Consider the following 14,564-nt stretch of genomic DNA (forward strand, 5'->3'; position numbering starts at 1 on the left):
TCTCTTTTATTCCTTCAGCAATTTTAACAATATCGATGGTGAGGCATCTATGCTCACCTCTCTTTGAGAAGTAATTAGCTCATTAATCTGGATCTGTATCATCTCTCGAAATCGCGGTAGCGTTATCTTCTCGGGCCATTCTATACACAAAACATCGTCTTCTTCAGCATCCTGAAAAAGACCTTGTTGATTTTCTCCGATAGTATCTATTCGATAGAAATCATAGTGGCAGATTCTTTGCGGCTCACTACCATACACATGTAAAAGAGAAAACGAAGGACTAGCGACTTCTTGAGCCAAAGCATCCCCCAAATATCCTTGTACAACGCCGCGCACAAATTCTGTTTTCCCTGCACCATAGTCACCAAACAATAACAAAACAACTCCTTGAGGAAGTATTTTGCCAAGTTCGATACCTATATCTACAGTTTCTTGAGCAGAATTGGTTACTCTTCTGTATCTACCCATTGACTAATATATACATGAAAGGCTGTGTCATCCGCCAAGCTTTCTACAAACTCAGCAATTTTGTCTTCCACGAGAGCGTCTTGTAATAAAGATAAGAAAGTACCTTCCAATTGGAACTTATTTTGATTTTGCACTTCTTCCAAAGTCATAGGCCGCAGATATGCAGAAGTAAAATCTTCTATAAGCGCAGGCAAGCTATGGAATAGTTTCCCCGTAATAGCAGAGGCAAAAACAGTTTTAACAATTGGCTCTTTAGGAGGAGCTATGTATTCTTTGATCATACTTGGATCATCGGATACAAGGAAACGTTTTACACGAACACCGCTTTGGCGCTCTGTATTCTGAGGACACGAGGACAACCAATCATAAATAGCGTCTTGAGGATCGGCAAACACGTTATCAGCAAATACTTTCCCAGTGAAAGGACAAATGTAGATTCTTTTTGTGTGTTCGTTAACCTCTGGTTTCCCGGAACAAATCTGTATCTCTGTTTCACGCCAAATCTTTTTGTCTTCCTCAAGAATTCGAATAGCATCTTCTGGAGTTTTAAAAATGATTTTGTCGCGAACGAAAACCACAGGATTTATATTTAGAGCTTGTTCTAGATAAAATAGATACGTGGCCAACAATTCTGGTGCTTTTTGTTTTCCCAAAAACTGGAGAAGTTTCTGCTTGATACTTCCAGAAATATTCATGCTCATCCCTTTTTCAGCTAATGAAGCAAATTAAAAGTTTTCCTGGTTTACTGAAGAAAAATTATTTTCTAAAATAATAAACTCAAGAATAGTTTAGCACTGTTTCACATTAAATCAACCATACTAGCATAACACGAGAATTATGTTGAACATAAAGCTACTAGCCCGTTGTAACGCACAAAAAAAATAAATTGATTGCTCGCAATAAAATTAAAGAACTGTGTTACTGAATGGTATTTCAAGACTATGGCTGGGGCATTTTATTGAACATGCCGGATTAAAACTAGCGAAACCCAAGAGAATATTAGAAAATAATTTTTATTATTTAGAGTTTTAAAACCGTAACGTTAATATTCTCAAGTTAAACACCTACATCACGGCTCTTATATTCTTGCAATGTATGAATAAAAGTTATTGCATATCCGAAAAATCGTTTATTTTTGTCCTCTATTAACACACCCGCTAGGATCTACTGTGTAAGTCCCAGAACCTTTGTTGACTGTCACACAAGCATCTAAAGTAGATAAACAACATCCTAAACATAAAGCTACAAATAATAATCTCATCTAATCCTCCATTTTAAATGTTTTATCGAACATATCAAAAGCCTCCTGAAGCTTGGGATGTTCGTTTGCATGCTCCTTTAGAAAAAGTTTTATCTTTTCTAGATTTTGAAAGAATTGTTTCATGTTCTCAGAAGTTTCATATTGTTCCGTTTCCATAACATTCCTTAAAAATTTTCAGGCTTAAAACCGTCTCTACTAGACTCTCAAAGCATTTCAAATCAAATGATTAAAAACAAGTAGAAGATCTTAATGAATATGAACAACCCAAACAGGGACGTGTAAAGGGTTTTTCTAACATGAGGATCTTTCATAGGCATAGTCAAATAGTCTCTGATTATCCTTGGTGAGGAATATCGAAAATAGATAAGAGATTCCTATCTTTTCCTTTGAAAAAGTTTCTGAATTGTGTTTTTTTTAACCTATGTCTACAATCTGCCTTCATGCAGCTATGGCGGAACCGGTAGACGCGCTAGATTCAGGTTCTAGTGAGCTTAAGCTCATGGAAGTTCAAGTCTTCTTAGCTGCAAGTAAAATTCAAAACGAATACCCCGAACTTATTGGAGAATTATGGTCAAAGTCGTATCTGCTGAAAATTTCAATTCCTTCATCGCCACGGGCCTAGTACTTATAGATTTTTTTGCTGAATGGTGTGGGCCTTGCAAAATGCTAACCCCCGTATTGGAAAGTCTTGCAACAGAAGTCCCCTCAGTGCTCATTGGAAAAGTAAACATAGATGACCATCCTGCACCAGCAGAACAGTATGGTGTTTCTTCAATTCCTACTCTAATTCTATTTAAAGATGGAAAAGAGGTCGATCGTGTAGTCGGACTAAAAGACAAGGATTCTTTGATTAAGCTAATTAATCAGCACTCTTAATCCCCGTTACGAATACAAGCACTTTGATTATTTTGTCGAACTGCTTCAAAAAGTACTACACCCACAGTTGTTGCTAGATTCAGAGACCTAATTCCAGGCTTCATCGGCAAATAATAACAGTGGTCGTAGTATTTTTTTAATACTTCCTCGGGTAACCCTTTCGATTCAGAACCAAAAACATATACACCGTCCATAGGGAGAGAAACATCCCCATAGTACTGTGAACCTTTGGTTGAAAGACAGAATACTTTGTTTTGATCTACTCCAGATAGAGCTTCGTCTAAAGAATCCACAACAGATAGATTAACCTTATCCCAGTAATCCATCCCTGCACGCTTAACAAATTTATCCAGTAAAGAAAACCCTAGGGGCCTCACTAAAATTAATTCAGCACCTAGAGCTATACAAGTTCTTCCTATATTCCCCGTGTTTTGGGGAATATCAGGATTATAAAGAACTACTTTCATGAAGCCGTATTTTTATTCTCTGTATTTTTTGTAGCTACAGAATCATCCGTAGTTTCAATTAAATTAATTTCAAAAATCAATAGAGAGTTGGGAGGTAATTGACCGGCAGTTCCATAAGCTAAATCAGGATGGATATAAAGGATACGCGTTTCACCTTCTTTCATTCCCTGCATTCCTAAGGCAAATCCTGGTATTGTTTGTCCTAGAGGAAGAAGAATAGGTTCTTTATTACCTTCTGAGCTGCTAAATACTTGACCATTGATAAAAGTACCTTTGTAATGAAGAAGTGCAGAAGGCTTGCCTGAAATGGCTTTTCCAGCACCTTCTTTTACAATACGGTATTGTAATTTATCAGCCTGCACTTCCACAACATCGGCATTCTTCTTATTTTCTTGTAGGAATCTTTCTGCTAGGGAGAGATTTTCTTTCGCCTTCTTCTCGAAAACTAATTGCTGTATTTCTGCCATTTTTTCCTCATATTCTGATTCAGTTAAAGGTGCGCTTTTGCATTCTAACTCAGCTTGCAACCCTTTAGCAACCTCAGTGATATCCATCATAATATCTTCTGATTTACGTAACTGTCTTGCTAGCAAATGACCGAAAGTGCGCGATATCTGTTGATTTACAGAAAGTTGTGAATCATTAGCAGTGCTTTTCTCCCTAACTTGTTCTGTTTGGTTCTCATCTTGAGAACTCGAATCACAGGAAGCAATGGAAAAGGACACAACCATTGTTATTATAATTAAATGCCATCGTTTTTTCATATTTTCTCTCCTATGGTTGTAGCCTAGACACACACATTATGTGTGTGCCATGCACCTAAAATAGGTATAAAATTATTTAAGAAGTTACCTTAATATTTAGCTCTTTTAATTGGGAAGTCATAATTTCCGCAGGCGCATTCATCATTAAATCTGCAGCCTTTTGAGTTTTTGGGAAAGCTATCACTTCTCGAATACCTTCAGCTCCCGTCAGCACCATCATAATACGATCTAAACCTAAAGCAATTCCTAAATGTGGTGGGGTGCCAAAACTTAAGGCATCTATAAAGAAGCCGAATTTTTCTTTTATACTCTCTGGAGATAACTCTAAAATAGAAAATATTTTATTTTGTAAATCTGCATTATGGATACGTTGTGATCCCGAAGCTATTTCATATCCGTTAAGAACTAGGTCGTAGCTTGAAGAACGCACAGATAAAGGATCTGTGTCTAATAAAGGGATATCCTCATCTAAGGGCGAAGTAAATGGATGATGTTCCGAACATATCTTTCCGTCTTCTTTAGCAAATAGAGGAAAATCTGTAATCCAAACAAAATTGTATTGTGATTCGTCATATAAATTACGTTCTTTAGCAATCAATCTACGCAAATGATCCAAAGATTGGTTGGCTACGGATTCTGGGGCTGCTATCAAAAGTAAGATATCATTATCTTTAGCATCAAAGTCAACGAACATGGATTCAAATACTTCTTCAGAGGCAAATTTAGCGACATTAGAAGCTACACCACTTTCCTGTTTCTTAATCCAAACCAGTCCCATAGCGCCATAGCGCTTTACAAATTCTGTGTAAATATCAAGCTGTTTACGTGAAATATCCGCTCCACCAGGGACACAGAAACCTTTTATTGTGCCTCCTTGCGCGAGCTGATCTAAAAATATAGAGAAAGAAAATTGTTTTGCATGCTCTCGACAATCACGCAATTGCAAACCAAATCGAAGATCTGGTTTATCTGTTCCGTACAAATCTTTTGCTTCTTGATACGTCATTCTAGGCAAGGGGAGATCTATTTTAATTCCCTGAACAGCAAACATTTCAACTGCTAATTGTTCAATAATAGGGAAAAGATCATCTGGAGTAGCAAAACTCATCTCAATATCAATTTGAGAGAATTCTGGCTGACGATCAGCTCGTAGATCTTCATCTCTAAAGCAAGTAGCTATTTGGAAATATCGATCTAAACCACCCACCATAAGGATCTGTTTAAATAGTTGTGGAGACTGAGGTAAAGCATAAAAACTTCCAGGATATATTCTAGAAGGAACTAGATAATCTCTGGCTCCCTCAGGAGTAGATTTACCCAGAACAGGAGTAACGACCTCAGTGAAACCTTGTTTATCCATATATTGACGGCAAGCCAACATAACCTTGTGACGATAGATCAATCGATCTAAAATCTGGCCCCGACGCATATCTAAATAACGATATTCTAATCGCAACTCCTCATTCACATGGATATGCTCATCGGATATGGAAAAAGGTAGATTTCTAGCTTTTGACAAAATGTCTACTTTCTCAATGTCTACCTCAATATCTCCTGTAGCTAAATTAGAGTTTTCCATACCCTCTAAGCGTCGGCATACAGTGCCTTCTACAGACAATACCCATTCCGAACGGACAGAATCAACTAACTGATGTAATTCAGGTTTCTCATCTTCACGACAGACTATTTGTGTAATTCCAAAACGATCTCGTAAATCTATAAAAACAACACCCCCATGATTACGATAACGATGTACCCATCCGGATACGCGTACACGCTCTCCAACATTGCCTAGGGACAACTCATTACAACGATGTGTTCTGTATTTCATATAGCAACCTTTGCTCTATCTCTTGCTTCGAACCAGAGAATTCTTGACGTAAAGACATATTTTTAATGGTCAATTCCTCAGAAAGCAGCTCTCTTTCTCCTACTGGACAAACAAAAGTTACTTTCTCTGCATCTGCTGTTTTTAAAGCAATTTTCAATTTCTTATGTGTCCAATCTACTTCTGTAGGGATTCCTAAACTACGTAAATGTTGAGCCCAAACAAAACAAAAAGAATCCGCTTCCGAATCAACAGGAATCAAACGTAATTTGTGGGAAGATGGAAGGGTTAGATTTCCTTGAGCTAATAATGTTTGAATCACTCTTTCTAAACCGACTCCAAAACCACAGGCTGGTGTGGCTGGTCCTCCAGATGCAGCAATCAATCCATCATAGCGCCCGCCTCCTCCTAAAGCATAGGAGTGACCTCCGAATGTCGTAATCGCTTCAAAGACTACATCAGTATAGTAGTCTAAACCTCGAACCAATCTTGGATTTATAGAGTGAGGAATATTTAAAGTATTTAAAGCAGAAAGAATTTCATCGAAATACTTTCGATCTGCATCAGAAATATATTCAAGAATCGGAGGTGCAGATTTTATAATTTCCTGGTCCTCTGGTTCTTTAGAATCTAATATTCTCAATAGATTTGTGTTAAATCTTTCCTTGCTTAAAGAAGATAAGGAGTCTAAATGTTGGAGAAAATACTCGCGTAAAACCTGATCGTAGCGCTTACGCGTGATGTCTCCTCCTAAAAAATTCAATTGAATTTGCATATGCTGCAAGCCTACTGCAGAATAAAAATGCCAAAGCAAACTTAAAACTTCTGCATCACGAAGAGGGTGTCGCACTCCTATAGCTTCTAAACCAAATTGATGGTGCTGACGATATCTTCCCGATTGTTGACGCTCATAACGGAACATAGGAAGGATATAATAGAATTTATTGTCATCGCGTTGACTCATAGGATTGTCTATGAAGGAGCGTACTATCGGGGCAGTTCCTTCAGGTCGCAATGTTAATGACCGCCCTTTCTTGTCCAGAAAAGTATACATTTCTTTTTTTACAATGTCGCTTTGTTCTCCGACATGTAAAAACACCTCTGACTTTTCAAAAACAGGTGTACGGATCTCTGAAAACCCATATAAATCACATACTTCATGAATAACATCTTCCACCCGATGCCATAAGGAAGTATGTCTCCATATATGTTTTGCATCAGTAATATAAGGGAATATATCGAAAACCCCTTTGGGTAAAGCTACTTTCACCGTATGTCTTTAATTTTAATTAAACAATTTTAAGAGTAGAATATCCCAAATTCAGATAAAGAGCAAAATTAAACCCTTCCTACATAAGAGTCCAAAGACTCATAAAAGAGGGGTTCTATAATCTCTTGATGAGGAAACTCACATTCTCGAACATACGTTCGTAATATTTTCTTCCAAATCTTAGCATCAAAAGATCCCGCTTCTCTCGCATCTTCAATGCCTATTGGAACTAAAAACAAACTTGCAAATAGTATAACTATTCTCTTCATAATACAGTTCTCTAAGCTATTTGCTTCATTTCTTTTGGTGGCGATAAAAATTAAAACAGAGGGATGTAAACTCAGATATTAATACGTCAATTTATACTAAAATAAGCAACTGAAAACTACAATTAATCAATGTTTATGCATGCTACAACATGTTATTACGTTCTTGTTTTTTCATTCCCCATATGTTAACCTCAGGTCTTCCCTATTCTACTGAAACTATATTAAATATTTAAACATGAGATCTTATGATGAATATTTGGACCAAATTCTTTCAGCCTCCTAAGCACATTAAAGAACTTGATGATCCAGAATTAGTCAAAAAGCAGTACAAGTATTGGAGAATTCGAATCTTCTACAGCATGTTTATAGGGTATGTCTTCTACTATTTCACAAGGAAGAGTTTTACCTTTGCCATGCCTACACTGATGACCGACCTTGGTTTTGACAAAGCACAATTAGGAATCATCGGGAGTACTTTATACATCAGCTATGGCGTCAGTAAATTCGTTAGCGGTGTCATGTCTGATCAATCAAATCCTCGTTATTTCATGGCGTTGGGTTTAATTATCACAGGACTTACAAACATCTTCTTTGGAATGTCCTCTTCAATCTTATTATTTGCTTTGTGGTGGGGACTCAATGGTTGGTTTCAAGGATGGGGCTGGCCTCCATGTGCTCGGCTACTAACTCACTGGTATTCAAAATCTGAAAGAGGCACTTGGTGGAGTGTATGGAGCACATCACATAACATTGGCGGAGCTTTAATTCCTATTCTTACGGGATTTGCTATTGATTGTTGTGGTTGGCGTGGGGCTATGTTTATTCCCGGCGTACTATGTATTATCATGGGATTTGTTTTAATCAATCGTCTTCGTGATACACCACAATCCCTAGGTCTTCCTGCTATTGAAAAACATAGAAAAGAACAAGAATCTAGAAAGCATGAAGAGACAACTGCAGATATTTTAGAAGAGGAAGCTGAAAAAGAATTATCTACTAAAGAAATTCTCTTTACTTATGTTCTGAAGAACAAGTGGATCTGGTTACTATCTTTTGCTTCATTTTTCATTTACGTTGTTCGTATGGCTGTAAATGATTGGAGCGCCTTATTCTTGATTGAAACAAAACGTTACGTTGCTGTTAAAGCGAACTTCTGCGTTTCTCTATTTGAAATCGGTGGGCTGTTCGGCATGTTAATTGCTGGATGGTTATCCGATAAAATCTCGAAGGGCAAGCGCGGCCCGATGAATGTTGTTTTTTCTTTAGGATTATTATTTTCAATTTTAGGCATGTGGTATGGCCGCAATCAAGATATGTGGTGGCTAGACGGCACCCTTCTCTTCGTCATAGGCTTCTTCCTATTTGGTCCTCAAATGATGATTGGTTTAGCAGCTGCAGAATTATCTCATAAGAAAGCTGCAGGAACTGCTAGTGGTTTCGCAGGTTGGTTTGCTTATTTCGGAGCAGCATTTGCGGGTTATCCTTTAGGGAAAATCGCACAAGATTGGGGCTGGAGAGGTTTCTTCATTGCTCTTCTAGGTTGTGCTTTAATTGCTTTGGTTTTATTCCTTCCTACATGGAATGCTTCCGAGAGAAGTTTACAAACTAAAAAGTAATGTGGGTTGACACGAGGGATTACTGGTGACTTGGATACCTCTTCACTGTCATTCTCAATATTCGATTCTAGATGCTACAAGCTCGATTAAGAGCTTCGTAGCAAAGGCAAACGAATATCAAATTCCTTCTCTAGCATTAACAGATCATGGAAATCTATACGGAGCTATTGAATTCTATAAAGAATGTCAACAAAACGACATTAAGCCTATCATTGGCTGTGAAATTTATGTCGCTCCGACTTCACGTTTTGATAAGAAAAAAGAGAAAAAAAGCCGCGTAGCAAATCATCTCATTCTTTTATGTAAAAATGAACAGGGGTATCGCAATCTCTGCTTATTGTCTTCCTTAGCATTCACTGAAGGCTTTTATTATTTCCCTAGAATAGATAGAGAACTTCTCACTCAACATTGTGAGGGTCTTATTTGTCTATCTGCTTGTCTATCTGGTTCTGTAGCTCAAGCTGCTTTAGAATCTGAAGAAGCTCTTGAAAAAGATCTTCGTTGGTACCAAAACCTATTTGGTGATGATTTTTATAGTGAAATCCAACTTCATAAAATGTCTGAGGAGAAAATTATCTCCTTGGGGGAAGAATGGTTAAAACACGAGTATCATCAATTTATCGAAGCCCAAGTAAAAGTTAATGAGGCCGTATTAAAAACCAGCAAACACTTAGGAATCCGTTCAGTAGCTACTAATGATATTCATTACATCCATCCTAATGACTGGTTGGCGCATGAAATTCTCCTTAATGTACAATTAGGGGAAACCATAAGAATTGCAAAACAGAATACCTATATCCCCAATCCTAAGAGAAAAGTATTTCGTAGTAGAGAGTATTATTTTAAGTCTCCAGAAGAAATGGCAATTTTATTTGCCGATCATCCAGAAACGATCTCCAATACTTTAGAAGTCGCAGATAAATGTAACCTTAAACTGAATCTTTCGAACAAACACTATCCTATTTATGTTCCTGAGTTTCTTAAAGAAAAGCAAACATATACTGAGGAAGAACGCTACGAAGCTTCTTCTGCTTTTCTTCGCGAACTTTGCGAACAAGGGTTATCTACAAAATATACTTCAGAACAGCTTAGCCACATCTCTAAAAAATTTCCTGATAGAGATCCTCTAGAATTAGTTAAAGACCGATTGGAAATGGAAATGTCAATTATCATCCCTAAAGGGATGTGTGACTATCTCCTTATTGTTTGGGATATTATTCGTTGGGCGAAAGATAATGGCATCCCTGTAGGCCCTGGACGTGGTTCTGGAGCTGGATCTGTCATGTTATTCTTATTAGGAATTACAGAAATAGAGCCTATCCGCTTCGATTTGTTCTTTGAAAGATTCATTAATCCTGAGCGTTTATCCTATCCCGATATCGATATCGATATCTGTATGGCAGGACGAGAACGCGTTATCAATTATGCGACAGAACGCCATGGGAAAGATAACGTAGCTCAGATTATTACTTTTGGAACTATGAAAGCCAAAATGGCTGTGAAAGACGTGGGTAGGACTTTAGACGTTTCTCTTTCTAAAGTTAACCATATCGCCAAGCATATTCCTGAACTTAATACTACATTGGCAAAAGCTTTAGAAACAGATCCTCATCTCAATGAGTTGTATACCAATGATTCTGAGGCTGCTCAGGTTATTGATATGGCGATGCACCTAGAAGGGTCTATCCGCAATACGGGGGTACATGCTGCTGGAGTTATTATTTGTGGAGATCATTTAACCAATCACATTCCCATCTGTATTTCTAAAGATTCTACAATGATTACTACACAATTTTCCATGAAGCCTGTGGAAAGTGTGGGAATGCTTAAAGTGGACTTCCTGGGATTAAAAACCTTAACGAGTATCCATATTGCTATTCATGCAATCCAAAAGAAAACTGGAAAGCTATTAGAAATGGCCTCTCTCCCTTTGGATGACAAAACGACATTTGCTCTTTTGCATCAGGGCAAGACAATGGGGATATTCCAAATGGAATCTAAAGGAATGCAGGAGTTAGCAAAAAATCTGCGTCCCGATTCCTTTGAAGAAATCATCGCTATAGGCGCTTTATATCGTCCTGGTCCTATGGACATGATTCCCTCTTTCATTAATCGAAAGCACGGCAAAGAGATCATAGAATACGATCATCCCCTTATGGAATCTATTCTCAAAGAAACCTACGGCATTATGGTTTATCAAGAGCAAGTCATGCAAATTGCCGGATCTCTAGCAAGTTATTCCCTAGGGGAAGGTGACGTCTTACGTCGTGCCATGGGTAAAAAAGATATCAAGCAGATGCTTCAAGAGCGTACAAAGTTTTGTGAACGCGCGTGCAAAAATGGTATCAATGCAGATTTAGCAACAACCATTTTTGATAAAATGGAGAAATTTGCTTCCTACGGTTTTAACAAGTCCCATGCAGCTGCTTATGGATTAATTACCTATACAACTGCCTACCTTAAAGCGAACTATCCTAAAGAATGGTTAGCAGCTCTTCTTACTTGCGACTCTGATGATATTGAGAAAGTAGGGAAACTTATTCACGAAGCACATAGCATGGATATCTGTATCCTTCCCCCCGACATTAATGAATCAGGGACAAATTTTGTTGCTACAGATAGAGGTATTCGTTTTGCTATGGGAGCTATTCGAGGCATAGGCAAGGGCCTCGTGGAAAGCATCATTGAGGAAAGAGAGAAACGCGGGCCATACCAAAGCATTCAAGAGTTTATCCAACGCTCTGATTTGAAAAAGGTTACTAAAAAGCACACTGAAAACTTAATCGATGCCGGATGTTTCGATGTTTTTGAGCCTGATAGAGATATTGCCCAAGCCACTTTAGAAACTCTCTATGACACAATATCTAAAGAAAAGAAAGAAGCTGCTACTGGAGTTATGACATTCTTTTCTTTAAATACTATGCATCGAGAACAGCCTATAACATTAACTCCGGTTACAAATGTTGTTCGTAGATCAAAAAAAGAAATACTTAAGAAAGAGAAAGAGTTATTAGGTATCTATCTTACTGAGCATCCCATGGATGCTGTTAAAGATATTTTACCCCAACTCTCTGTTGTCAGCCCAGGAGAATTTGAAAATCTCCCTCACGGTTCAGTGATTCGGACTCTATTCATTATCGACAAGGTCACAACACGAATTTCTTCAAAAGGGCAAAGAAAATTTGCTTTACTACGTGTTAATGACGGTGTTGATTCTTATGAATTACCTATATGGCCGGAAATGTATGCTGAACAACAGGAACTTTTAGAAGAAGATCGTTTAATTTATGCTATTTTATCTATCGATAAACGTAGTGAATCTTTACGCTTATCTTGCCGGTGGATGAGGGACCTATCTCTTATTAATGAAGATCTCCTTCAAGAATGCGACGATATGTTTGATAAGATCAAAAGTCAGATGCAGAAAATGTCGTATTTAAACTTAGAAACTAATAAAGATACGAATCAGAGGAAAACATCTACTATGTCAAAAACTACTGATAATCGATCTCAAGCTTCTATAGTTAAGTTATCTCTTGATCTTGGGCAATTACGCCATAGTCACCTATGCTTATTAAAACAAATCATACGCAAATATCCCGGATCTCGCACCCTCTCTTTAGTTTTCACAAAGGATAATGAGCGCGTCGCTTCCATCTCTCCCGATGTGGACTATTTCGTTTCTGAAGATACTAGCGGTCTTCAGAAAGACTTGGAAAATTCCCAACTTCCTGTTCGGTTTATTGCTGTTTAAATATCTAAAAATGGTTTTCCTGTTACAGCATTAACATATTCTATACGAACACTATTATCTGCAGCAACTAACGACACTTTATACACAGGGACGTAAACAACAACCTTATCTAATATTAAGAAGTTATTTCCAAAAATCATCCCAGCAAGATTGCTTACACGATCTTCAGAAAATTGTGGGGACACAATGGAGGAACCTCGAGGTCTTCGCAACCATACAGGAGACGATTGGATTGTTGTTGTACAACCTTTAATCGGTTGAAGCTGTTGGAAATGGCTTCCTATTTGACTGCCCATTGAGAAAATCAATTTCTTTTTCTGGCAGGCACGGATTACCTTTTCAGCTCTGATATTTTTCATAGATAGAGCGTGTGTCAATGATTCTTTAGAAGCTGCTCCTCCGAGATTCGCTAGAGCTTGCATAACACTGACATCTTGTTTGCCAGCTTTTAGCATTAGGCATTCTCTAAATCCTTTAGAACAAGCCCATGTTCCTGTGTTAAGAACCATTTCTCCATTTGCTAGACTCCAAAGGATTTCGCCCTCTTGACTGATCATCATTTTCTTGACGGTATCCTCTTTAGAAAAACGCACATGCATTAATGTATGAGGAACAAAAGTCAGTTCTACAGAGGCATTTCCGTCCACATGCTCTGGGAAGAAAGTCAATATTTGCTCTGGAGAAAATTTCCTTTCAAAAACCCGGAGTCTTTCGAATCCAGAAACTTTGCGAACAAGCCGGCAGCTCTTCTCAAAAACATCAACACTATAATTTGCGGTAACCTGCATGGCCTTGTGTGCACAAGGCACATTATCCCATAAAAAAACTCCGCAAAAAAGAGATACAACAAAAGTACCAAAGTACAAAACTAACTTTTTCATAAAAAACCTTTTTATTTATTTTACTAAATAAAAAAATGTTTTATCAAATAAAAAAATTATATTTTGTAAATAAAACAAAAACAACGGATTTGACAAATTCTCTTTTTCTTTTTTATGATAACGTTTTGTTATCATAGCTTCATGCCGGATTTATGAAATCTGTTTTACAGTTTGTTGTTTTATTACTACTTTTGTGTTCTGGATGCCACGCCAGGCCGATTTCTTTTGAACCTTTTTCTGGTAAATTATCTCCTCAAAAGTTTGTGCCTAAACACTCTCCGGAAGAATATATTTTAGAAGGGAAGAACTATTTAGAACGACAAAGCTATCGTAAAGCCCTACTTTGTTTCGGTATGGTTACTCATCATTTTCCAAAAGATCCTTTATATACTGAAGCTTTGTACTTAACTGGAGTATGTTATTTCAAAAATGGTCAACCAGATTTAGCTGAAAAGGCTTTTGCAGCTTATATGCAACTTCCTGATGCTGATTATTCTGAAGAATTGTTTTTGATGAAATATTCTATAGCAAAGAGCTTTGCCCAAGGGAAACGTAAACGTGTATTCCTTTTAGAGGGCTTTCCTAAATTGGCTAATGCTGATGCTGATGCCTTACGTATCTACGATGAAATACTCACTGCCTTCCCTAATAAAGATTTAGGAGCTCAAGCTTTGTATCTTAAAGGCGATTTGCTCGTTATCAAAAAAGATTTTTCTGAAGCTATTAAAACTTTTAAAAAATTAACACTACAATTTGCTGCCCACGCATTGTCGCCAAAATCATTTGTTCGTCTTTCAGAAATTTATCTTATGCAAGCACAAAAAGAGCCTCATAATGTGCAATATTTAAACTTGGCGACGATCAATGAAGAGGCTATCAAAAAACAACATCCCAATCATCCTTTAACCCATGTTGTTTCTTCAAATGTACGCTCTATGTGTGAACGTTATGCTTCAGGGCTCTACGCTACTGGACGTTTTTATGAAAAGAAGAAGAAACTTCATGCAGCGAGTATCTATTATACCACAGCGATTGATAACTACCCTGAGTCATCTTTAGTAGCTAAGTGTCATAAACGACTAAATAGAATAGCAAAACATTCTTCTTAGT

Annotated in this window: 13 protein-coding genes and 1 tRNA gene; 5 read left to right on the plus strand and 9 right to left on the minus strand. The window is 37.5% G+C overall.

The window, feature by feature from the left end; genetic code table 11:
• Positions 1 to 6: 6 nt before the first annotated feature.
• The 3 genes from tsaE to O6937_RS01050 all read right to left on the minus strand — a co-directional run bounded on the left by tsaE (position 7) and on the right by O6937_RS01050 (position 1,729).
• Positions 7 to 468: a tRNA (adenosine(37)-N6)-threonylcarbamoyltransferase complex ATPase subunit type 1 TsaE gene (tsaE, locus tag O6937_RS01040; protein ID WP_332389849.1), complete on the minus strand. Its 462-nt coding sequence runs from the start codon at positions 466 to 468 to the stop codon at positions 7 to 9.
• Entirely contained in the window at positions 447 to 1,163 is a 717-nt protein-coding gene (locus O6937_RS01045) for a DUF2709 domain-containing protein (protein ID WP_332389850.1), read from the minus strand. Before O6937_RS01045 ends, tsaE begins: the two co-directional genes overlap by 22 nt.
• A 434-nt stretch (positions 1,164 to 1,597) precedes the next feature.
• Positions 1,598 to 1,729, minus strand: coding sequence for a hypothetical protein (locus tag O6937_RS01050; protein WP_332389851.1), 132 nt, complete (start codon positions 1,727 to 1,729; stop codon positions 1,598 to 1,600).
• Between the two features lie 442 nt (positions 1,730 to 2,171).
• On the opposite strand from O6937_RS01050, the gene O6937_RS01055 reads away from it, so the two are divergent.
• Both O6937_RS01055 and trxA read left to right on the plus strand, forming a co-directional pair.
• A tRNA-Leu gene (locus tag O6937_RS01055) sits at positions 2,172 to 2,255 on the plus strand.
• A gap of 41 nt (positions 2,256 to 2,296) precedes the next feature.
• Positions 2,297 to 2,605, plus strand: coding sequence for a thioredoxin (trxA, locus tag O6937_RS01060; RefSeq protein ID WP_332389852.1), 309 nt, complete (start codon positions 2,297 to 2,299; stop codon positions 2,603 to 2,605).
• Here the strand turns inward: trxA and O6937_RS01065 are convergent.
• The 5 genes from O6937_RS01065 to O6937_RS01085 all read right to left on the minus strand — a co-directional run bounded on the left by O6937_RS01065 (position 2,602) and on the right by O6937_RS01085 (position 7,203).
• Positions 2,602 to 3,072, minus strand: coding sequence for a tRNA (cytidine(34)-2'-O)-methyltransferase (locus O6937_RS01065; RefSeq protein ID WP_332389853.1), 471 nt, complete (start codon positions 3,070 to 3,072; stop codon positions 2,602 to 2,604). The genes trxA and O6937_RS01065 overlap by 4 nt on opposite strands.
• On the minus strand, positions 3,069 to 3,836 hold the full coding sequence (locus tag O6937_RS01070; RefSeq protein WP_332389854.1) for an FKBP-type peptidyl-prolyl cis-trans isomerase: 768 nt from the start codon (positions 3,834 to 3,836) through the stop codon (positions 3,069 to 3,071). Before O6937_RS01070 ends, O6937_RS01065 begins: the two co-directional genes overlap by 4 nt.
• Before the next feature lie 76 nt (positions 3,837 to 3,912).
• Positions 3,913 to 5,667: an aspartate--tRNA ligase gene (aspS, locus tag O6937_RS01075; protein ID WP_332389855.1), complete on the minus strand. Its 1,755-nt coding sequence runs from the start codon at positions 5,665 to 5,667 to the stop codon at positions 3,913 to 3,915.
• Positions 5,642 to 6,934, minus strand: a complete 1,293-nt coding sequence (gene hisS / locus O6937_RS01080; RefSeq protein WP_332389856.1) for a histidine--tRNA ligase — start codon at positions 6,932 to 6,934, stop codon at positions 5,642 to 5,644. The genes aspS and hisS overlap by 26 nt, the downstream gene beginning before the upstream one ends.
• A 68-nt stretch (positions 6,935 to 7,002) precedes the next feature.
• Entirely contained in the window at positions 7,003 to 7,203 is a 201-nt protein-coding gene (locus O6937_RS01085) for a hypothetical protein (protein ID WP_332389857.1), read from the minus strand.
• Positions 7,204 to 7,451: 248 nt separating this feature from the next.
• On the opposite strand from O6937_RS01085, the gene O6937_RS01090 reads away from it, so the two are divergent.
• Positions 7,452 to 8,819, plus strand: coding sequence for an MFS transporter (locus tag O6937_RS01090; RefSeq protein WP_332390118.1), 1,368 nt, complete (start codon positions 7,452 to 7,454; stop codon positions 8,817 to 8,819).
• A gap of 25 nt (positions 8,820 to 8,844) precedes the next feature.
• Entirely contained in the window at positions 8,845 to 12,573 is a 3,729-nt protein-coding gene (gene dnaE / locus O6937_RS01095) for a DNA polymerase III subunit alpha (protein ID WP_332389858.1), read from the plus strand.
• On the opposite strand, the gene O6937_RS01100 is transcribed toward dnaE, so the two are convergent.
• Positions 12,570 to 13,454, minus strand: a complete 885-nt coding sequence (locus tag O6937_RS01100; RefSeq protein WP_332389859.1) for a hypothetical protein — start codon at positions 13,452 to 13,454, stop codon at positions 12,570 to 12,572. The two genes, dnaE and O6937_RS01100, sit on opposite strands and share 4 nt — an antisense overlap.
• A 152-nt stretch (positions 13,455 to 13,606) precedes the next feature.
• On the opposite strand from O6937_RS01100, the gene O6937_RS01105 reads away from it, so the two are divergent.
• Positions 13,607 to 14,563: a tetratricopeptide repeat protein gene (locus O6937_RS01105; protein WP_332389860.1), complete on the plus strand. Its 957-nt coding sequence runs from the start codon at positions 13,607 to 13,609 to the stop codon at positions 14,561 to 14,563.
• Position 14,564 lies beyond the last annotated feature (1 nt).

It is taken from the genome of Chlamydia sp. 04-14 (assembly GCF_036632095.1).
Classification (GTDB): domain Bacteria; phylum Chlamydiota; class Chlamydiia; order Chlamydiales; family Chlamydiaceae; genus Chlamydia.